We start from the raw sequence: 21,617 nt of genomic DNA on the forward strand, positions 1-21,617 counted from the left end.
AAGCGTCAGACAAAACTCTCCCAGCGGGATGACAGCGTGAAGTGACGCTGCCAGCACAGCGTGCTACCCGCACGGGCCATCAACTGCTGACACTGTTCGGGTGCGACAAAGGCGGGGATCACCTGCTCGGCTCCGCAGTGTTTTATCAGGGCCAGTTGATCGTCCAGCGGCGGATGAACGTTCCAGGGCAGCCACTGCGCCAGCCCGTTTTGCAGCATCTCAAAGGCTCGTGTCCCGCGGGCGACGTGGCTACTAAAAATCAGGGTAAACTCAGGGCAGTGGCTCAGCGTGGCCGCCAGACCGCTGTCGGCGACCGCATCGGCAGCCACGATTACGCTGTCAGGTTGCCAGCGTGCCGGTGTCGGCTCGCGCAGCAGCGGCAGTAACGCCAGCGCCGTGGCGGCCGGTAACGTTTTTTGCGCCAGCAACTGGGAGACTTCCTCGCGCACCTGCGGACACAGCCTGACCGGTAATCCCTGGCTGCGCAGTCGCAGGGCCATCTCTGGCCCTCTGCCATGTAACGGTGCCGTGACCACCGCCCCGTGTCGGGCCGCCTGCACCAGCGCGTCGACCTGTTGATGCAGACGCTGATGACGGTCGCCGTAGGACGCATCGGTAATCAGCCAGCGCGCCCGTGGTGGGCGGTCAAACGGTAACAATAATGACTCGCGGCTCCAGTCACCCATATAGGTGATGCCGCCAGCGACAGGCAGATGAAGCCACACGGATCCTGGTGAATGTCCGCTCCGGCCGGTAAACAGATTCAGTGGCCCTACGGCGCACTGGCCCTGTAAAGGCAGCGCATGTCGGCAGCGCGCAGGCACCGGACCGTCGCCCAACTGCTGCCAGGTGATGTCCGTCGCGTAAACCGGTGGCGAGCCCAGTTGCTGCCAGCTGTCCAGCGCCCCGGTATGATCGCGATGAGAATGGGTCAGGCAGATCGCATCAACCTGACCGATGGCGGCCAGATCGGGTCTGACGCCCGGCTCCGGCCCGGCACCCAGGTCCCACAGCAGACGATAGCCCTGAATCTCCAGCAGGAACGCCGCGGGCAATTTGCCGCCCACCCCGCTCACAACGGTCAGGCTTGCCATGGCAATGTACCCTGTGGCAGACGACGCGTTAAACGCGTCGCCAGCAGCATTAACGTCAGAACCACCAGTATCATCAGGCAACCCACCGCCGCCGCCAGCGGCGCAGATCCGCCTTCATCAAGAAAGATAATCGTGGGACCGAGGGTTTGCGTTTCCGATGTCACCAGCAGAACCGATACCTGAATTTCGTTTAACGCGGTAAGAAACACCAACAGACCGCCTGCCAGTGCGGAGGGTGCGGCCAGCGGCAGTAAGATATCGCGCATACGGCGCATCAGTCCTGCGCCACACAGACGGGCGGCTTCATCAAGCGCAGGTTCGATTTGCGCGAAGCCAGCCAGCACAGGCCGCAACACCAGCGCCAGAAAGTTGGACAGATAGGCGGCCAGAATGATCCAGACCGTGCCATAAATCGACACGTCCAGCAGCGGAAGCGGCGGCAGAAAAAACAGGATTGCCGCCACGCCAGTGACAATACCGGGCAGCGCATAGGTCAGCTCGCTGGCGAACCACAGGCCGCGAACCAGTCGGGTACGCTGCCAGCTCAGAAAAAAAGCCAGAAACAGCGCCATGGCGGTCAGGATCAGCGTCGCCAGCCCGGTCAGCCACAGGCTGGTTGCAAAAGCATGGCGGATGGCGGGATAGCCCCACAGCGCCTGAAAAAAGTTTTCCAGCGTCAGGGTTTGCCACGTCAGAGCCTGTCCAAAACCCCGCGTCAACGCGCTGGTCAGCAACGCACTGACGGGCAGGATAAGCGTTGCGACCATCCACAGCCAGGCCAGAATTTCTGTCGGCAAACGTGCGCCCTGTAGCGGTTGTCGCCACGCCTGCGGGGATCCACTGACGCGGACATCGCGCCGTCCGCCCAGCCAGCCGCTCAGCAACATGCCCGACAGGCTAATCAGCGCCATCAGCAACGAATAGACAGCCGTGTCCGGCAACGCACCCGGACCTGTCGCGTTAAGCTGTTGATAGACCAGGGTGATAAGCGTCGGCAGGCGCGCCGGAATGCCCAGCATGGCCTGAATACCAAAATTGCCGACGGCCGCGACAAAGGCCAGCGCGGCGCCGGCAAACAGGGCCGGACGCGCCAGCGGCAAAATGATGGTGCGAAGAATCTGCCCATGTGACGCGCCACTGATACGCGCCGCTTCCACCAGTTCGGCGGGTAAACGCCGCAGACCGGCCCGTACCGTCAGAAACACCAGCGGCGCGCTGTGCAGGCCCAGCAGCAGTACGATGCCGCCCCATGAAAAGAGCGGCTGATCGCCTGGCGCGAACCAGGGTAAACCCAGTAACTGAAACAGTGAGGCCAGCAGGCTACCCGGTGCCAGCGCCTGCAGCCAGGCCAGCGCGGTCACCTGGGGCGGAATCATCAAGGGCAGAATAAACGCAAAAACCCAGGCTGCTTTGGCGCGCATATCGCTGAGCGCGACCAGCCAGGCAGCGAGCGTGCCCAGCAGCAGCGACAACAGTGTGGCACAAAGCCCGATACTCAAGGTATTGAGCGTTGCACTGAGGACCCGCCGACTGACCAGCAACTGCGCCAGCCGCGTCAGATCGGGGACGCCCTGCGGCGCTACCGCCGTCCAGATAAGCCGGGCAAAAGGCGCCACCGACAGCAGCCCAATCATCAACACCAGCACGCCCAGCACCCACGGCTCGGCGCGAAAACGCCCGCGTGTAAGATGCCAGCAGCGAGGCTGACTGTCGTGACTCAGCACGCTCATGCTCAGCCTCCGAACAGTGCGGTAAACTGCGCCCGCACCTGCGCATCATCCGCAACCGCCTTTTCCACGTCCGGCGTCAGCAGTTTGATCTGCGCAACCGGAGCAAAGCCTTCCGGCGCGGCTACGCGATCGTCAACCGGCCGGTTGCCCTGATCGGCCACCAGTTTCTGGCCCTGCTCTGACAGTAAAAAATTCACAAAGGCTTTCGCAGCGGGCAGGTTGTGGACGGATTTCATAATGGCAACCGGTTCGGTGACGTAAGACACGCCCTCTTTGGGATACACCAGATCGATCGGCGATCCTTGCTTTTTCGCCCGGATAATATCGGCATCGGTGATCACGCCATATTTATCCATCCCGCTCGCCACGGCTTTCAGTGCTGGCCCGTTGCCTCCCTGCGGCGCGATGCCCAGCGCCGCCAGCTGTTTATAGAAGTTCCAGCCGATGTCAGGCGTGGCGATGTCGGTATGGAGTTTGTACAAGGCCGCCCCGGAATAGAGCGGACTCGGCATCGCGATTTGGCCTTTGTTATCGGCGTTGAGCAATGCGTTCCAGCTGTTGACCGGTTTGGCCCGTTGCGTGTTGTAGGCAATGACCGTGGCAATGATCTTGGTGCCAAAAAAGGTCTTGTCACGATCGTAGAAGGACGGCTTCAGGTGTGCAACGGGGGCGTCCTGATAGGCATAGAGCTGCTGCTCTTTCTTCAGCGCGCCGAGATTAATGGCATCCGCGACCAGCAGCACATCAGGCTTGACTCTGCCGCTCATCATTTCCGTATGCAGCACGTTCATTAACTGCGTGGTGCCGTTGCGCGTCCACTCCACCTGAATATCGGGATAGGCCGCTTTGAACGCATCCATCGTTTGCTGTGCAATTTCCGGTGCCTGCGAGGTGTACACCACCAGTTTACCGGTGGGCTGGTCTGCCGCCTGCGCCAGCGCCAGCGCTGAGCCTGCCAGCAATACGGTAAACAGCAGCGAGGTCACCGAAGTGAAAATAGCCTTTTTCATACTGTCTGAAGTCCTTTATGCGGGGAGAATCCAGCCGTCAGTCACGATAATGCCGACGGTATCGTCAACCGTAAGCGCAGAAACGTCGTCGAGGGCCAGGGTAAAAGACACATCAGGCGCTGCCGAGGGAGACAGATGGACGTCGTAATGACCGCCACGGTAGACCAGACGTGTGATCTGCGCGGCAAAATGCCCGGTTTCGCCCTGGGCCAGGCGGAAACTGGCGCGATGGAAACTGGCTTTGCCATAAGGTAAGGCTGTCTGCTGCGCGGCACAACGCAGCCGTAGTCGCGTACCGCAGAGCATGACCGATGCCACGCCCTGTTCCAGGGGTTCAATATCCTGTATCGGTAGCACACGTCCTTCATCGATAAAGGTAGCAACCATCTCGTTGGCCGGTTCGCGCCACAAGGTTTGTGGCGAGGCAAACTGCATCACCTGACCACCCTCCATCACCACAATACGATCGGCCAGTGCCATGGCCTCACGCTGATCGTGGGTGATGTAAATCAGCGTCGCGCCGCTGTGACGATGAAAACGGCGAAATTCGTCTTCCATCGCCGCGCGCAGATGTACGTCAAGGTTAGCCAGGGGTTCATCAAGCAGCACCAGCCGTGGCCTGGCCACCAGACAACGCGCCAGCGCCACGCGCTGACGCTGGCCCCCGGAGAGATCGGCCGGGTGCCGATCGGCAAACGCCAGCAGATCGACCAGCGTCAAGGCCTGCCGGATGCGATCCGCCCGTTCAGTTCGGTTTACGCCGGTGACTTTCAGGCTGTAGCCCACGTTTTCGGCCACCGTCATGTGCGGCCACAGCGCGTAGTTTTGAAACACCACGCCAAGATCGCGACGTTCCGGAGGCAGGTGAAAATCCGGAGCAGCAAACACGGTGTCGTCCACCCGAATCTCGCCGCGATCCAGGGTTTCGAATCCGGCGATCAGGCGTAGCAAGGTTGTCTTGCCGCAGCCGGACGGACCCAGCACGGCGACAAATTCGCCCTGCTGGATCTTAAGCGTTACGTCATGGATAACCGGCTGCGCCGCGAAGGCCTTATGCAGCCCGGTGAGAGAGAGTGCGGCCATATCTACTGTGCCTTTGCCATAAACGTCCTGCGTTAAACGTTACGACACGTTGATGACAGCACCGTGACATCCCGCTACTTCGGCAGATGCACCGCCACGTAACGTTCATAGCGCGACGGCTTGATTTTGGTGAGATCCGCCAGCACCAGCCCATCAATACAGTTGTTAAAATCGGGATCGCTTCCGAAATCAATAAACTGCACGCCGCCCGGCTCGTACACTTCGCAGTACTGTTTGTACAGGGTCGGAATCGCGGCGCCAAGGTTACTGAGCAGTTGTTTCAGCCGCTGCAGATCCTCTTTGTAATCATTACCGCTGAACTGTGCCAGCACGTCAGGCAGCGAGGCCGGATACGGGCAGCGTGAGGTGGCCAGCGGAAAATCTGTCGGGAAGTAGATGCGGTAGAACGCCACCAGCAAATCACGCGCCGCCAGCGGCATGGTGCCTGAAATCGAGACCGGCCCGAACAGATAGCGTACTTCGGGATATTTGGCGACATAGGCACCAATGCCGAGCCAGAGGTAATCCAGTCCACGTTTGCCCCAATAGGCTGGCTGAATAAAGCTACGGCCCAGCTCGATGCCCTGGCGCAGGATCGGGATCATCCGTTCATCGTAATGGAACAGGCTGTGGCTGTAGAGACCTTCCATTCCGCGCCGTTCCAGTTGTTCGCCACCCGGAATAAACCGGTAGGCACCGACGATTTCCAGTTCGGCGTCATCCCACAGAATCAGGTGATAATAGTCATCATCGTAGCTGTCCAGGTCACGACGACGTCCGCTGCCCTCGCCCACGGCGCGAAACGCAATTTCACGCAACCGGCCCAGCTCGCGCAGGATTGGCACCCAGGTTGCGCCGTTGCGTCGCCACAGATAGATCTGCTTACCGTCGGTGGTCGTTCCCAGCAGCTCGCTTTGCAGTAGCGCTTTCTTCAGTTCAGCGCGGTCTTCCGCCAGGGCGATAGCGGATTCGGTCTGGAAGAGCCCCTTTTTTCCCTGCCCCAGGCGATAGACATGTTTACGCACACGTTTTGCCAGCTCTTTGCCTGGCGTGTGACCATCGTGCCAGTGCGCGAACGGAATCTGTGCCCCAATGCGCAGTTTGATGCGCATGCCGCGCTGCTTAAACATTTCACGCACCAGCATCAGCATCGCCACCGGTGGGGCGACTTTGGCGGTGGTGTAAAACAGGGAGCTGTTACGCCCTTCAACGTGCACCGGTACCAGCGGTGCGCGGGCTTTCGCGGCAAGGCGCAGGAAGCTGTGATGCCATTCACGGTCGCGAACGCCCGCGCTGGTGAGACGGGAAACTTCCCCGGCAGGGAAAATAATCAGTACGCCCTGATTATTGAGGTGCTGCTGCATGTGTTGCAGCTGCTGGCGGCTGGTACGGTTACCGATGTTGTCGACAGGCAACATCAGACTGTTGAGCGGCTCCAGTAACATAATCAACCGGTTTGCCACGATTTTGAGATCACGGCGCACCTGGGAGATCGCATGCAGGAGTGCCATGCCATCAATCGTGCCCAGCGGATGGTTCGCCACCACCACGACCGGGCCGCGCGGCGGAATTTGTTCCAGATCGCGCTCGCTGAGTTCGCAGCGTACATCAAGGTGTTCCAGTACCTGCTCCACCATATCCAGCCCTTTCAGGTGCGGATAGCGCGCGGCAAAGCGCTGGAATTCATCTTCACGCAACACCCACTTCAGCATCCGTTTCTGCCAGTTGGCAGGACGCTGGTTAGGCCAGAAACTCTCAATAACCTGATCGACTGAAAACATAGTTAACCTTTCGTGCCTGTCCCAGAGATACAGCGAAAGTAAGTCGCGATGTTTGCACTTTTATGAATCGGGACAAATCGAAGGGCAAAATTGTCAGCACAGTCTGCTGAGAACGCATGGAAACACGGATTTTATTTACTAAAAACAGTAGGTTAATAAAGACAATTTCGCCAGAGCGAAACGCGGCGTAAAGGGGGAAAAGTCGGCTATGACGTGGCAGTCACTTGCCCTTGCCGGGAGAAACAAGGGGCGGTTGCGCGGCGTAAAAAACGGCAGCGCAACCGTGCAGCGGGTCCCTGCCTTACTGCTGGTGCATGATGGTGGCAACGGGATTCCAGATCTCCGTCATCGCCCCGGCTTTGCCTGTGAAGGGATCGCGTGTTGGCAGGGGCACTTTTTTCACTTTTTCCTGCGACAGTTTGAGCAGGCCGATTTCGTCGCGCAGAATCTCGGGCTTCAGGCCCTCGGGATACGCGCCCACGGCCACGAAGTCTTCGCTGGCCGACACCTGACGGTGCCCAACGCCCGCAGGAATCAGGACGGCATCGCCCGCCCGCAGGGTAATCATACGGCCGCTGTCCCCACCAAACAGCACTTCAGCCCAGCCTTCCGCCACACCCAGCAGCTCATGCGTGTTGGGATGATAATGCATGTAGGGGAAGATCTGATCGCGCCAGTCCGAAGGCCAGCCATTTTTTTCAAACGTCGTCTCAAACCAGCGCGCGATGTCCTCTTCCTCTTCAGGCACAACGCGCGGCCAGATGATGAGCGGCAACGGATTATTGGGCACGCCAGCAGACGGGCTGGCGAACATCAAATGTTGCGGGTTATTCGATGCACCGGCTGAAAATGTCCCTGCGGCGAAAGACATCAGCAACATCAGACTGGAAGTTTGGGCAGTCATACAATGTCTCCTTTTTTCTATAGTGTGACAAAGGTCGCAGGTGATGTAATGTGCGCCATGCATCACAATTTACACAATCATCCAAACTCGCTAACCAAAGCCAAATTAATTGTTAACAATTCCACCTTAAGTCGGTAAGGCTTTGTATCGTGGTAGGATTAATCTGTAAAACGCGCAACACAATGCGCCCGTCGCTGAGCAGGCCGGGAAAACCTGCCAGGGCAACCGGCCATGCAGCCTGTTTATATCAGGAAGGGATGAGCGAAAACAGGCTGACCGCGCAGCCTTCTTCTGTCAGATGAGACGGGATTATTCGCCCGTGCTGGCACTGGACTGTCAGGGCCTGTGGGGGAAAATCCGCCTGCAGGCCCTGAATCAGTACACAATACCGGGTGGGTTAATCGTGGAATGGGTGATCGCCTCATCCTGCTCACCCCAGCGTTGCAAAACCTGCTGATATTGTCCGCCTGCAATCGTGCCATCGAGTGCAGTTTGCAGCGCCGCCGCCAGGCCATTGCCCTTTTTCGTCGTGACGGCAACCCAGGCGCGAAACGGCCCCTGGCCCACCAGTTTCGTCTGGCCCCGTGAGGCGACTTTCCAGGCCGCCACAGAATGTGGACCAAACATCACATCGGCCCGCCCAGATAGCAGATACAGCGTGGCTGAAGCATCATCGGTCAGATAGATCGGCGTAACCGGCGGCAAGCCCTTCGCCCGATTCTGTGCGTCCCAGTTCAGCAGAATGCGTTCCTGATTGGTCCCCGAGGCCACGATGATACGTTTCCCTGCCACGTCCGCCGGTGAGGTGATCGCGCGGAGGGGACTGTCAGCTTTGACCGAAAAGGCATGGTTATCGGCACGATAGGTCGCGAAATCAAATTTCTGCTTTCGCTCTTCGGTTACTGCGATGTTAAACATGGCTACGTCATAGCGGCCTGCGCGAATGCCCAGGGGCCAGTCCTCCCAGGAGGCCGGCACCAGTTTCAGTTTGAGTCCCAAGCTGTCTGCCAGCAGGCGGGCAATGTCCGGATCGCTGCCAATGCGCGTCACGTTATCCGACGCCAGCAGCGCCAGCGGCGGTGAGTGGATAGCCGAGGTGGCGACGGTCAAGGTGCCCGGCTCCACAAACGGAAAATTCGCCGGGATTTTTCTCACCGCTTCCGGGTTCACGGGTGCATGAATGGGCTGTTCATTCTGGGCGGCATCCCGTCTTTCTTCGGCGCATACCGCACCGCTCACCAACACCGCTAACAGCGTGAGAGACGCGTATTTCATTTCGGCTCCTTATAATACGCGTGCCAGAAAGCGGCGGGTGCGTTCATGACGTGGATGGTTTAGCACCTGGGCACTGCTGCCCTGCTCGACAATTTTCCCGTCCACCATAAACACCACGTTGTCGGCAACTTCACGGGCAAAGCCAACCTCGTGCGTCACGATAACCAGGGTGGTGCCGGAGCGGGCCAGTTTTTTAATCACATCCAGCACCTCGCCTACCAGTTCAGGATCCAGCGCGGAAGTCGGCTCATCAAACAACATGACACGGGGTTGCAGCATCAGGGCCCGGGCAATCGCAATGCGTTGTTGCTGACCGCCCGACAGATGACGCGGCCAGGCATCCGCTTTATGGCGCAGGCCGACCGTCTCCAGTAGCTCGCCAGCCCGGATGATCGCCTCACGTTTTGAGAGCTGCCGGTGCGCTATCGGCGCTTCGATTAAATTTTCCAGCACCGTGAGATGAGGAAACAAATTGAAGTTCTGAAAAACATAGCCAACGTTGACGCGCTGGCGCAGTATCGCTCGCGCCTTCAGTTCATAGAGTGTATTTCCCCGACGCTGATAACCGATGTACTCACCGTCGATCTGAATAAAGCCTTCGTCCACGCGTTCCAGATGGTTGATGGTGCGCAGCAGGGTCGACTTTCCTGAACCGGATGGCCCCAGAATCACCGTCACAGAACCGGGTTCAAGTTCCAGCGAGACGTCGTCCAGCGCCTTGAGCTTGCCGAAACGTTTGCTGACCCCGGTAATGCTAATGGCCCCGGTACGATGCGCTACGCGGTAATCAATGGCTTCGGACATGGCTGATCTCCTCAACAGGATTGAGCGGTGTGACGCGGCTGCGCCATTGTCGCCAGCGCGACGGTTGGGGTTCACGGCTGACGCTACGCGCCAGCCAGCGTTCGACGCTGTGCTGAATCAGTGACAGAACGGTGGTGATAATCAGATACCAGGCCGCACCGACCATGAGTAAGGGGATCACCTCCTGGTTGCGGTTGTAGATCATCTGAATGGTGTAAAACAGTTCCGGCATCGCCAGCACATAGACCATTGCCGTGCCCTTCGCGAGGCTGATAATTTCGTTAAAGGCCGTGGGAATAATGGCGCGTAGGGCCTGGGGCAGAATAATGCGGAAGGTGCGCCGCGTGGCAGACAGCCCGAGTGCGGAAGCCGCTTCCACCTGACCGTGATCAACGCCCAGAAAACCACCCCGGATGATCTCTGCACTGTAGGCCGCCTGGACCAGGGTCAGGCCAATGACGGCCGCCGGAAACTGCCCCAGCACGTTAATCGTCTGAAAATGGCCCCAGGACAGCGTGGTAAAAGGCACTCCTATGGACAGCGTGTCGTAGAGATAAGAGAAGTTATAGAGAATGATCAGCACCACGATAAGCGGCAGCGATCGAAACAGCCAGATGTATCCCCACGCCAGGCTGCTTAGCAGCCAGGACGACGACAGCCGCGCCAGCGCCAGTAGCCCGCCTAAAAGCAGGCTGAATACTGTGCCCAACAGCGTTAGCAGCAGCGTTTGCCCCAGACCATGCAGAATGACGGGATCAAAGAACCAGCGGGCAAACACGCCCCATTCCCAGCGTGGATTAAACGCGACCGACTGCACCACGCCTGCCAGGATAAACAGCGCGACCACCGCGCCCAGCGTGCGGGCAGGATAACGGGCAGGCACGACATGTAAATGTTGATGAGAGTTCATACTGACTCCTTAACTTGCCTGCACAACGCTGTGCACGCCAATCACTTTGATAAACCGTAAGCGGCCATCGTGCGGTGGCTGCCCGTAACGCTCCAGATCGCCACTCAGATCGAACTGCGGCTCATAGCCGTGGCCGGTATATAAGCGAACGGCCTCGGGCTGCCGGAAACCGGTAGTCAGAAACAGCCGCTGATAACCGGCGCGCAGGGCCCGTCGCTCCAGCTCTTTCAGCACCACCAGGGCTAACCCCTGTCGCCGGAGATCGCCACGCGTCCAGATTCGCTTCAGCTCTGCCGTCTGCGCGTCGTAAGGTTTGTACGCCCCCATCGCGATAATCTCCTTGTCGCGCTCCAGCACGATGAATAAGCCGTGCGGTGGCAGATACCATTCGGTTTTTTCCTGCTCCTTGTGGCGGCTGAAGTAATCGCCATAGCGGGCCGCATATTCACCAAATAAGCCGGTGAGAATGGGCACTAACTCTGGTGCATCAGGTGACAGTTCACGGAATTGCTGTTGACTCATCGTGTGCGCCTCAGTCACCCAGACCGGGTGGATTAATTTCGGAATGGTCAATGCGTTCAACGCCTTCGCCCCAGCGATCCAGTACCTTCTGGTAAGCGCCATTTTGAATGACGCCGTTCAGCGCCGTACTGACAGGTTGCGCTAAGCCGCTGCCTTTCTTCACCGTCACGGCGATATGCGCCGCCTTGGGCCAGCCGCCATCCACACTGCCAACCAGACGAGTCTTACCGTTGAGCGCGGCTTTCCAGGCGCCAATCACATTAGGGCCAAAATAGGCATCTGCACGTCCGGCCTGCAGCGCCAGCGTCTGTGCCGCATCGTCTTTGGTATAAATGGGTGTAAACGGTTTAAGCCCTTTGGCCTGATTTTGTTTGTCCCAGGCCAGTAAAATGGCCTCCTGATTGGTCCCGGAACCGACAATGATGCGCAGCCCGGCGATATCGTCGGCTTGAGTGAGTGATTTAATCGGGCTGCTGGTTTTTACGTAGAACCCCAGCGAATCTTTGCGGTAGGTAGCAAAATCGAATTTCGCTTTGCGCGCCTTCGTCACGGTGATGTTGGTAATGGCGGCATCATATTTTCCGGACGCCACGCCCAGCGGCCAGTCCTCCCACGAGGTGGGCACCACGTTGAGCTTTAACCCCAGGCTGTCTGCGACCAGTCGCGCGATATCGACTTCGCTCCCCAACAGCGTGGTATTGTCGTCCGAGAAAACGGTGAGCGGCGGCGAGTTCAGGGCCGCCACCGCCACCGTGAACGAACCCGGCACAGCAAAGTGGTAACCGGCGGGCAACTGTGCGATGGCCTGCGCATTCTTTACGGTATGGACAGGTGTTTTATTGGCTTCAAGACTGACGCGCTGCCCATTTACCGCGACGCTGGTGCTTTCCGCATGGCTGGTAGCGCTGGCCGTCAGCAGCATCAGCGCCATCAGCATTTTTTTCTGCATAGCAAAGGTCCTTATTGCAAAGTGAACTGATTGACCGGCTTGGGCAAGGCGAAGCTGTCACGCAGTGTGCGCCCCGGATACTCACGTCTTGTCAGGCCACGCGCCTGCAAAACAGGCACCACTTCATCAACAAAGCGCTCAAACGTATCCGGCGTACCGCCATTGATGATAAAACCGTCTGCAGCCCCGCTCTCAAACCATGCCTGCAGGCCGTCGGCAACCTGCGCTGGCGTGCCATGAAACAGCGGCCGTGGCGTGGCGGCTTCCAGTGCCGCCTGGCGCAGTGAATGTCCCTGTTCACGGGCTTTGCGTTTAATTTCGTCGGTGGTGCTGCGGAAACTGTTCTGGCCGATGTCGCCAACGTCGGGGAACGGCGCATCGAGTGGATACTGGGAAAAGTCATGGTGATCGAAGAAGCGGCCGAGATAATTCAGCGCATCATCAATCGAGACCAGCGCAGCGGTAGTTTGATACTGCTGCTCCACATCCTCTGCATCGCGACCCACAATGACGCTGACGCCCTGAAAGATATGCAAATCGTCCGGTTGCCGTCCGTTTTTCACCAGCTGCTGCTTCACATCCCGGTAAAAGGCCTGGGCTTCTTCCCGCGTCGGCTGGTGCGTAAAGATGGCATCGGCATGTCGCGCCGCCAGCTTTTTACCGTCGTCAGACGCGCCGGCCTGGAAAATGACAGGCCGTCCCTGCGGCGTGCGTGAAATATTGAGCGGTCCCTGTACCTGAAAGAAATCGCCGTGATGATGCAGTGTGTGTAGTTTGGCGGGATCGAAGAACTGGCCACTCTCTTTGTTGCGAACGAAGGCATCCTCTTCCCATGAATCCCACAGCCCTTTCACTACCTGAAGGTATTCGTCGGCAATGCGGTAACGCAAAGCGTGTTCCGGGTGCTGCTGGCGGGAAAAGTTTTTTGCCGACCCTTCGAGTGGCGAGGTGACGACGTTCCAGCCCGCGCGGCCACCGCTCAGATGATCCAGGCTGGCGAACTGGCGCGCCACGGTAAAAGGTTCGCTATAGGAAGTGGAGACCGTGCCCACCAGCCCTAAATGTTCCGTAACGCCGGCCAGCGCCGAGAGCAGCGTTAAAGGTTCAAAACGGTTCAGGAAGTGAGGAATCGATTTTTCATTGATAAACAGACCATCGGCGACAAACAGAAAGTCCAGTTTGCCCTGCTCGGCTTTACGCGCGATTTTTTTGGCATAGTCGAAGCTGATGCTGGCATCCGCCTGAGCGGCCGGGTGGCGCCAGGCGGACATGTTACCCGAGGCACCGTGCAACAGGGTACCCAGTCTAAGCTGTCTTGTGGTCATGATTACTCTCTTTTTTCTGCGTCACAATGCCAGGCGGTTGTCCGCGACAAGCCGCACAGGTCGTCAGGAAGTGGAACTTAATTCAGGGCGGGTTCACGACATCGGTCATGAAGATGGCGCAGGGCCTGCTGCGCGAGTTGAGCAAAGTAGTGGGCAGCGGGCGCGATCGACGCTTCATCGGGTGTAAAACCGGCATGGTGCAGACCAAAGTCGCTGCCGCTGCCAATGCTGACAAAGGCACCGGGCACCTGCTGCAGGTAGAAGGCAAAGTCTTCTCCCCCCAGATGCAGGTCAGCCATCTGTACCCGATAGCCGACATCGTGCGCTACTTCGCTGGTAAACTGCGCCCACTGCGCATCATTGATCAGCACGGGCGGTCCGGCGTGCCAGCTCAGACTGGCCTGCGCGCCGCTGGCCCGGGCGATGTGCTCCACCAGCGTGCGCACACGGTCTTCCAGTTCGGCACGGCGTTGCAGGTCGTGGGTGCGGGCAGTGCCGCCAAATTCCAAAGAACCCGGCAATACATTCCAGGTTTTGCCGCCATCAATGCGGGTCACGCTGAGCACCAGGCTGTCGAGCGTATTGAAGCTGCGACTGGTCAGCGTCTGAAGAGCCTGAATAATCTGGCTGGCCACCACAATGGCATCCACGCCCTGCTCAGGATGCGCCGCGTGCGCGCCTTTGCCGGTAACCTGAATGACGAACTTGTCTGCATTGGCATAAAACGCACCGCTGCGCGTGGCAAAGGTGCCGCTCGGCAGGCCCGGCTCGTTATGCATACCAAAAATTGCCTGAACGCCCTCCAGCACGCCGGCCTCAATAAACTGTCTGGCACCGCGTGCGATCTCTTCGGCGGGCTGAAATAAAATACGTACCCGCCCTGGTAGTTGATGCGCCCTTGTCTGTAGCTCAAGGGCAGCGCCCAGCATGACGGCAGTATGGAGATCGTGACCGCAGGCATGCATGACGCCGGGCTGACGGGAATGAAAACTGACGCCGCTGGCTTCATGGATTGGCAACGCGTCAATATCGGCACGCAGTGCGATCAGATTTTCACCCTGGCCGATTTCTGCCACCACGCCGGTTGCCAGTGGGTAATCCAGTAAGCGAACCCCGGCGGCCTGGAGCCACTGGCGAAGGCGCGCGGTGGTGGCAAATTCCTGACCGGAAAGTTCGGGCCAGGTATGCAGTTCACGTCGCCATTCAATTAGCTGTGCTTCGTTCAGACTCATCATGACCTCGGCGATTCAGGCAGCGACCCATTGATGGGTTGCCAGTAATTCCAGAGACCGGTATCGGGCGCGCGCATCGGCAACCGGCGTGTCGATAACGAATTCATCAATGCTGAAGTTCTGATGCAGCGCGTCAAGCTGCGCGTGAACCTGTGAGGCCGTGCCTTTCAGCAGCGAGGGCGTGCGCGGCTCAATCAGGTAGTCCGTGAATCCACCCTGACGGACATAACGTTCAGCCTGTTCCAGACTGGCAACATTGACGCCCGGCCCGTCTTTAACCTGGACATGGAACTGTTTGAGCCCCGCGACCAGCAGATCGGCCTGGGCGGGAGAATCCGCCACCACAACCTGTACCGCCACCAGTGCCCGCTTGCCGCGGGTCAGATGTGAATAGGTCTTCAGTGCACGCTCAAGTAACGGGCGATCGCCATTGATGTGAGCGGCAAAGACAAACTGCCAGCCCAGCTCTGCCGCCAGCTGTGCGCTCTGTTCACTGCCACCCAACAAAAAACGCTGCGCCGGGCGCGCCGGTATCGGCGTGGCGCGTAACGTTTCGTCCTTATTCTCTTGCGCCGCGCCGGGTGCCAGCCAGTGTGCTAACTGGCGCAGCTGTTCCGCAAAGCTGCCTTTTTCATCCTGATGCACACCGCGCTGCAGCGCCCGGGTGGAAAGCGGCAGGCCGCCCGGTGCTTTACCAATACCCAGATCGATACGTCCGGGGGCCAGCGAGGCCAGTACATTGAAATTTTCTGCCACTTTGTAAGGGCTGTAGTGCTGCAGCATCACGCCACCCGATCCCAGCCGGATGCGCGTCGTTTGTGCCGCAATCCAGGCGATTAACACTTCGGGCGACGGACTCGCCAGCTGTTCAATGTTGTGATGCTCAGCCAGCCAGAAACGGTGATAGCCCCATTTCTCGGCCTGTTGCGCCAGCCGCAGCGTACGTTGCAGGGCCGCGGCGGGCGATTCCCCTTCCGCCACGGGCGCTTTATCTAACAGACTTAACTGATATGCCATTCACCTGCCCTCGCTTATTTCCTTTGAAAGCTAGTGTGGCGAGAACGTTATATTTCGTAAAACAACAATTATGAGAATATGAAGTTAAAAAACGGCAATAGAATTTAAAATAATAAAAACCAGGCAGAGAATAACGTTATTTCCGTCTCCCTGTTTAGACGACCTGTGGAAATAAACCCGGCAACATATCTCAGGCATTTGCGTATTTTCACTAAGCTTTGCGCTATTCCTTATTTTATCTGTCAGACAGAACGTTTCATGATGAAACAATTGTAAAAACACCGCGTTTCAAGAGGAAGATAAGGATGAACAACATCATTGGCCTGATACGGGAAAACGTTCTGAAGCCGGGTGGGTTTTCAAAAAAAAGACTGTCGGCTATCCCCCCTGCCCTGCCAGACCGCGCATCTAATCAGACGTATTCTGACAGCGGTTCATGCCTGAATAATATTCCTGCCCCTGAGGCGAGTGAAAAGAACAACGTGCAGCAAGCCTTTATCCAAACGCCATTATCGCGGAACGACAGTGCCCTTACGGTATTACCGGATTATCGCTGGCAGCCCAATCATATTTAAAGACAACGCGGCCCCTTTTGCTGACCGGGTCTCAGTCTGTGTTATCAGGAGAATCATGACTTCTTTAACGGAAAAACTGGTGCAGTGGCGGCGTGAACTGCATCAGCATCCCGAGCTCTCTCATCAAGAGTTTGCGACCACGGAACGTCTTACCCGTTGGTTACAGCAGGCGGATATTCGTCTGTTGCCCCTGCCGTTAACGACAGGAGTGGTGGTGGAGATTGGTCAGGGCGAGCCGCTGATTGCTTTTCGCGCCGACATTGACGCCCTTCCCATTGACGAGGCGGTGAACGTGCCCTGGAAATCTCAGCGGCCTGGCGTCATGCACGCCTGCGGACATGATATTCATACGTCAGTCATGCTTGGCGTTGCGCATCAGCTGAAACAGCAGGAAGCCGCCCTGCCTGGCCGGGTACGCATTCTTTTTCAACCCGCAGAAGAAACGTTCGACGGTGCCAGACAGCTGATTGATGCCGGTGCACTGACGGGCGTACAGGCTATTTTTGGTCTGCATAACGCGCCGGATTTGCCGCTGGGTACGCTGCGCACCCGCCCCGGCGCGTTTTATGCCAATGTTGACCGCTTTACCATTCGGGTGCTGGGTAAAGGTGCGCATGCCGCCCGACCGCAGGAAGGCATTGATGCCATCGTGATCGCCAGTCATATCGTTTCGGCACTGCAAACGCTACCGGCTCGCGTCTTTAGCGCGCTGGACACGGTGGTGTTAAGCGTCACCCGCTTTACCGCCGGCAATACCTGGAATGTGCTGCCAGAGCAGGTGGAACTGGAAGGTACGGTACGTACGCACAATGCGACCATACGTGAGCACATGCCTGAACGCATGACCGCGCTGATTCAGGGCATCGCGTCGGGCTTTGGCGCGCGCGCTGAACTGGCGTGGATAACGGGACCGCCTGCGCTGCTGAATACCCCGGAATGGGCCGACTTTGCCCTGCAACAGGCTGCCCAGAGCGGTTATCGCGCCGAACGGGCTGAAATACCGCTGATGGGAGGTGAGGATTTTGCCTTTTACCTGCAGCAGGTGCCGGGGGCATTTGTCAGTATTGGCAGTGCCAGTGAATCGGGGCTTCATCATCCGGCCTTTAATCCTGACGAAGCGCTGATGGGACCGGCTGTCGACTATTTTAGTCAGTTGGCTCCACACGCCCTACGCCGGATTGCGGCGCGCAAGGAGGCATTGGCGCAACTGTTATAGAAAAACGGGCGTAATCTGTGTCTGAACAAGTTGACTGTTATCTGTTCTAATCGCTATCAGTTGAAAGTGAGGGGAACGATGGACGCCATTAAACAGATCTTAATCGACGAAATTAATACGCTAAACCGTGAAGGACGCCGCGATAATTTGCCGCGTTTCAGCTTCTCGTTTTTAAAAACCCATCCCGGACTGTGGGCAGTGATGTACCTGTGCTATGGCCTGTGCGTCGCGCTGATTTTTTCCACGGATATGCTGGGCTGGCCCGCGTTCTGGTTTGCGACGGCATTTGTGCTGGTGATGAGCTTTCTGATGTTGCTGGACATCAATCCTAAATACCGTTTTGAGGATATTGATGCTCTGGATCTGCGGGTTTGCTACAACGGCGAATGGTATTACGTGGAGCCCGTCCCTGAACAGGCGGTCTCCCGCATCCTGTCACTGCCGGATGCGCCAGAGCGTGTGAAAAGCGGCATTACCCGTTTGCTGAAGCAGAAAGGTGAAGTGGACTTTTACGATGTGTATTACCTGACCTGGGGACATCGTCAGGCCGCTCAGGTTTAATCCTGCGCCATCTCTGCCATTAACCTGCCCAGCGTGACCACCGCCGCCTCGGCCCGCGTATCCCACGGCCAGGCGGTGTTAAGCCGAAAACAGTGACTGAACTGTTCGCCTGCGGCAAACATCTGTCCCGGTGCAATACTGATCCCTTCTGCCAGCGCACGCTGATACAGCTGTGTGGTATTAATACTGTCTGGCAACGTCACCCATAAAAAATAGCCCCCCGCCGCGTCACTGACCGTTGACTGCGCAGGCAGCACCTTTATCAGGGCCTGGCGCGCCAGTTGCTGACGCTTAGCCAGACTTTGCCGCAGCCGTTTCAGGTGATTATCGTAACGTCGGGTCGCCAGGAAATCGGCTAACGCTAACTGCATCGGCGCGCTAGTCGAGAGTGTGCTCATCAGTTGCAGGCGCTGAATTCGCTGCGCATGCCGCCCGGCCGCGACCCAACCGACACGGAACCCCGCCACCAGCGATTTCGAAAAGGAACCGCAGTGCAGCACATTCCCCTGGCTGTCCCAGGCTTTAGCGGGTAACGGCGGTGTGCTGTTGTCGTCCCATAGCTCTGCGTAGACATCATCTTCAATCAATGGCACCTGATAGCGTTCCAGCAGGGCAACCAGTTGCGCTTTACGCGCCGGCGTTAAGGTCACGCCGAGGGGATTTTGCAGCGTGGTCATTAACCAACAGGCTTTAACCGGCCAGCGCTGAAGCGCGTCTTCAAGCTGTTGCAGGTCGATGCCGTGCTGGGTATCGCTCGGGATCGCCAGCGCCTTGAGCTTAAGGCGCTCAATGGCCTGCAGGGCACCATAAAAACTGGGCTGTTCGATCACCACATAGTCACCCGGTTCGGTGAGCGATTGCAGGCTGAGGTTCAGGGCTTCCAGTGCGCCGCTGGTTATCACGATTTCGTCGGGCGACAAGGTGATGCCCTGGCGGGCATAGCGCTGAGCCAGGAGCTGGCGCAATGTCGCGTTGCCCGGCGGCAGGTTATGCAGCGCATCCGTGGGCGTGAGCTGATGCGAGACATTTGCCAGCGAACGCATCAGCGGACGTTGCGGGAACAGCGCCGGATCGGGAAAAGCTGAGCCAAACGGCACAATGGCGGGATCGCGCGAGGCCTGTAACACATCGAACACGAAGTCATTAATATCGACCCGTTCGCTGATGGCAACGCTGAGCGGCGCGGCGGCAAGGGCACGGGGCGCGACGTAATAGCCTGACTGCGGACGCGAAACGATCCAGCCCTGACTTTCCAGCAGTTCGTAGGCGTGCAGCACCGTCATCAGGCTCAGCCCCTGACGCGCGACTTGCTGGCGCAGCGACGGGAGCCGGGTACCCGGCGGCCAGATACCGGCTTCTATTTGCTGCTGAATGTCATCCATTAATCGCTGATATTTCGCCACGGCCTGTCGCTCCTGATGCAGAGGCGCCACTTTAGCATGTTGATCAGCGCTAACAAAAATCCCTGGCGGGCCTTACACTTCCAGTGCGGCAGGCTCAGTAGCGTGCGGGCCGACAAACTCCTTCAGCTCATCGATCCGATCGGGTGGCAGCGGTTTACCGAGCAAATAGCCCTGCAGCGTATTACAGCCAAGCTGGGTCAGAAACGCTTGCTGTTCCGACGTTTCCACGCCCTCTGCCACGACCTTTAACTGCAAAGACTGCGCCAGTGCCACAATGGCCGACACAATGGTGGCATCTTCAGAATGATGCTCCAGTTCGTTGACGAAGGCGCGGTCAATTTTCAGCTCACTTGCAGGCAGGCGTTTAAGATACAACAGGCTGGAATAGCCGGTACCAAAATCATCAATCGAGGCTTTCACGCCCAACTGCGTCAGTTCGGTCAGAATCCGCACGCTTTCATCGGGATTACGCATGGCGGTGGTTTCGGTCACCTCCAGCGTCAACAGCTCCGCCGGAATCTGGTGTGTCGCCAGTGCCAGCTTAACGGTGTCGATCAGATTGCTTTGCTCAAACTGCAGCGCCGACAGGTTGACCGCGACTGACCACGTCTGATGGCCCTGCAGGTGCCACTGATGCAGCTGGCGACAGGCTTCGTTAATGACCCATCCCCCAATATTCACAATCATGCCAGTTTTTTCCGCTATCGGCAGAAAGCGATCCGGCGACAGCAGGCCATGCTGGGGATGCTGCCAGCGCAGCAACGCTTCGAAGCCCAGAATCGGGCCGTGTGGTGCGCAGTACTTGGGTTGATAAAACAGGCGCAGTTCATCATTGTCCAGCGCATGCCAGAGGTCGTTGTTCAACTGTAACTGGCTCTGTGCCAGCAGATTCATAGAAGGCTGGAAAAAGGTGTAACCGTTTCGGCCATTGTTTTTGGTGTGGTACATCGCGGCATCGGCATTAAACATCAGCTCGCGCTCATCCTCGCCATCACCGGGATAGACAACAATGCCAATGCTCAGTGACACCACCAGATCGTAACGCGAAATGGGGAACGGGCGGTCAACGGCCTTAACCAGCTGATCGGCGACCGCCGCCGCATCATTCGGCTCGGTAATTTCAATCAGCAGTACAAACTCGTCGCCGCCCAGACGTGCCAGCGTGTAGTAGCCTTTCATCTGGTCACTCATTCTTTTGGTGACGCTGATCAACAGGCTGTCACCGATGTGGTGACCAAAGGCATCGTTTACGGCCTTGAAGCCATCAAGGTCCATAAACATCAGCGCAAACTGCGTGCTTTCACGATTCGCTTTATTGATGGCCTGCTCAAGGCGATCTTCGAGCAGAATACGGTTTGGCAACCGGGTCAGGTTGTCGTGCAGCGCCAGTTGTGCCAGCTCACGGTTGGCTTCAGCCAGCGAGCTGGCCAGGATCGAGGTGCGCGCCTGCATACGGGCATCCAGCATGGAGACCAGCAGCGTAATCCCCAGTATGGCGAGGGTTACTACCGTGACGACAATCGCCAGCCAGTTGCTGTTGACGCCGGATGACATCGTGTGGCTCCCCATCGGGAACTCCGCCGCCATCATGCCGGTATAGTGCATGCCGGCAATCGCGGCCCCCATTACGATAGAGGCACACAGCCGCAAGGCGGCAATTCGCCCCTGTGGGCCTTCGCGCAGTTTAAAAGCCAGCCACAGTGCGGCCACCGAGGCCACAAGGGCAACAATGACTGAAGCCGCGACCCAGCCCCAGTTCCAGCGAATACCCGGTGAAAGCATCAGCGCGGCCATGCCGGTGTAGTGCATCGCGACAATGCCGCAGCCCAGGACAATCGCGCCGCCCAGCAAGCGGAACAGCGGCAGGTTGCCCTGGCAAACCAGCCACAAGGCGAAGATGGATGCGCACACCGCAATGCCGGCGGACAGCGCCGTCAGCGAGGCGTCGTAACTCATCATCATGTTCAGGTCCATGGACAGCATGCCAATGAAGTGCATGGCCCAAATCCCTATCCCCATGGCAAAGCCACCGCCAAAGAGCCACGCCAGGGCCACTTTACCGGTTGAGGTCGCAACCCGTCCCGCCATATCCAGCGCGGTGAATGAAGCCAGCATCGCCACTAAGACCGAAATGACGACAATGAATGAGTTGTATGAGGCCACTAACATAGTGATTTCCGAATAGCGCCGAACACGCCGCTGTTAAAGAGATGATGAAAAGGAATT

The 21,617-nt window shown here is 58.0% G+C and carries 19 protein-coding genes; 3 read left to right on the forward strand and 16 right to left on the reverse strand.

Annotated elements, in window-relative coordinates; genetic code table 11:
• Positions 1 to 5: 5 nt before the first annotated feature.
• From C1N64_RS20380 to C1N64_RS20445, 14 genes are all read right to left on the reverse strand, one after another.
• The gene (locus tag C1N64_RS20380; protein WP_033739751.1) at positions 6 to 1,094 is read right to left on the reverse strand and encodes an MBL fold metallo-hydrolase; all 1,089 of its coding nucleotides are present in this window, start codon (positions 1,092 to 1,094) and stop codon (positions 6 to 8) included.
• The gene (locus tag C1N64_RS20385) at positions 1,082 to 2,824 is read right to left on the reverse strand and encodes an ABC transporter permease (protein WP_033739752.1); all 1,743 of its coding nucleotides are present in this window, start codon (positions 2,822 to 2,824) and stop codon (positions 1,082 to 1,084) included. The genes C1N64_RS20380 and C1N64_RS20385 overlap by 13 nt, the downstream gene beginning before the upstream one ends.
• A gap of 2 nt (positions 2,825 to 2,826) precedes the next feature.
• Positions 2,827 to 3,834, reverse strand: a complete 1,008-nt coding sequence (locus tag C1N64_RS20390) for an ABC transporter substrate-binding protein (RefSeq protein WP_394515162.1) — start codon at positions 3,832 to 3,834, stop codon at positions 2,827 to 2,829.
• Positions 3,835 to 3,849: 15 nt separating this feature from the next.
• A complete protein-coding gene (locus tag C1N64_RS20395; protein ID WP_367143646.1) occupies positions 3,850 to 4,917 on the reverse strand; it encodes an ABC transporter ATP-binding protein in 1,068 nt (355 codons plus the stop codon).
• A 74-nt stretch (positions 4,918 to 4,991) separates the two neighbouring features.
• Positions 4,992 to 6,698, reverse strand: a complete 1,707-nt coding sequence (locus C1N64_RS20400; protein WP_367143645.1) for a lysophospholipid acyltransferase family protein — start codon at positions 6,696 to 6,698, stop codon at positions 4,992 to 4,994.
• Between the two features lie 301 nt (positions 6,699 to 6,999).
• A complete protein-coding gene (locus C1N64_RS20405) occupies positions 7,000 to 7,602 on the reverse strand; it encodes a cupin domain-containing protein (RefSeq protein ID WP_033739757.1) in 603 nt (200 codons plus the stop codon).
• A 375-nt stretch (positions 7,603 to 7,977) separates the two neighbouring features.
• A complete protein-coding gene (locus C1N64_RS20410) occupies positions 7,978 to 8,877 on the reverse strand; it encodes an ABC transporter substrate-binding protein (protein WP_006118145.1) in 900 nt (299 codons plus the stop codon).
• A gap of 9 nt (positions 8,878 to 8,886) precedes the next feature.
• The gene (locus C1N64_RS20415) at positions 8,887 to 9,681 is read right to left on the reverse strand and encodes an amino acid ABC transporter ATP-binding protein (protein ID WP_033739758.1); all 795 of its coding nucleotides are present in this window, start codon (positions 9,679 to 9,681) and stop codon (positions 8,887 to 8,889) included.
• Entirely contained in the window at positions 9,665 to 10,591 is a 927-nt protein-coding gene (locus C1N64_RS20420) for an amino acid ABC transporter permease (RefSeq protein WP_058708812.1), read from the reverse strand. Before C1N64_RS20420 ends, C1N64_RS20415 begins: the two co-directional genes overlap by 17 nt.
• A gap of 9 nt (positions 10,592 to 10,600) precedes the next feature.
• Positions 10,601 to 11,113, reverse strand: a complete 513-nt coding sequence (locus tag C1N64_RS20425) for a GNAT family N-acetyltransferase (protein WP_058708811.1) — start codon at positions 11,111 to 11,113, stop codon at positions 10,601 to 10,603.
• Between the two features lie 10 nt (positions 11,114 to 11,123).
• Complete coding sequence (locus C1N64_RS20430; RefSeq protein ID WP_205955662.1) at positions 11,124 to 12,062, reverse strand: ABC transporter substrate-binding protein; 939 nt, start codon at positions 12,060 to 12,062, stop codon at positions 11,124 to 11,126.
• Between the two features lie 11 nt (positions 12,063 to 12,073).
• A complete protein-coding gene (locus C1N64_RS20435; RefSeq protein ID WP_058708809.1) occupies positions 12,074 to 13,387 on the reverse strand; it encodes an LLM class flavin-dependent oxidoreductase in 1,314 nt (437 codons plus the stop codon).
• A 77-nt stretch (positions 13,388 to 13,464) separates the two neighbouring features.
• Positions 13,465 to 14,619, reverse strand: a complete 1,155-nt coding sequence (locus C1N64_RS20440) for an amidohydrolase (protein WP_367143996.1) — start codon at positions 14,617 to 14,619, stop codon at positions 13,465 to 13,467.
• A gap of 15 nt (positions 14,620 to 14,634) precedes the next feature.
• Positions 14,635 to 15,636: an LLM class flavin-dependent oxidoreductase gene (locus C1N64_RS20445; RefSeq protein WP_367143644.1), complete on the reverse strand. Its 1,002-nt coding sequence runs from the start codon at positions 15,634 to 15,636 to the stop codon at positions 14,635 to 14,637.
• 305 nt (positions 15,637 to 15,941) lie between these two features.
• Between C1N64_RS20445 and C1N64_RS20450 the strand changes: the two genes are divergently transcribed.
• The 3 genes from C1N64_RS20450 (at position 15,942) to C1N64_RS20460 (ending at position 17,988) form a co-directional block, all read left to right on the forward strand.
• Positions 15,942 to 16,211: a hypothetical protein gene (locus C1N64_RS20450; RefSeq protein ID WP_006118154.1), complete on the forward strand. Its 270-nt coding sequence runs from the start codon at positions 15,942 to 15,944 to the stop codon at positions 16,209 to 16,211.
• A 55-nt stretch (positions 16,212 to 16,266) separates the two neighbouring features.
• A complete protein-coding gene (locus tag C1N64_RS20455; protein WP_164482573.1) occupies positions 16,267 to 17,427 on the forward strand; it encodes an amidohydrolase in 1,161 nt (386 codons plus the stop codon).
• A gap of 78 nt (positions 17,428 to 17,505) precedes the next feature.
• The gene (locus C1N64_RS20460; protein WP_006118156.1) at positions 17,506 to 17,988 is read left to right on the forward strand and encodes a YlaC family protein; all 483 of its coding nucleotides are present in this window, start codon (positions 17,506 to 17,508) and stop codon (positions 17,986 to 17,988) included.
• On the opposite strand, the gene C1N64_RS20465 is transcribed toward C1N64_RS20460, so the two are convergent.
• A complete protein-coding gene (locus tag C1N64_RS20465) occupies positions 17,985 to 19,391 on the reverse strand; it encodes an aminotransferase-like domain-containing protein (protein WP_054633191.1) in 1,407 nt (468 codons plus the stop codon). The genes C1N64_RS20460 and C1N64_RS20465 overlap by 4 nt on opposite strands.
• A gap of 72 nt (positions 19,392 to 19,463) precedes the next feature.
• Positions 19,464 to 21,560 (reverse strand): putative bifunctional diguanylate cyclase/phosphodiesterase, encoded by a 2,097-nt coding sequence (locus C1N64_RS20470; RefSeq protein ID WP_006118157.1) that lies wholly within the window; start codon positions 21,558 to 21,560, stop codon positions 19,464 to 19,466.
• Between the last annotated feature and the right edge of the window lie 57 nt (positions 21,561 to 21,617).

It is taken from the genome of Pantoea sp. SGAir0215 (genome assembly GCF_043543215.1).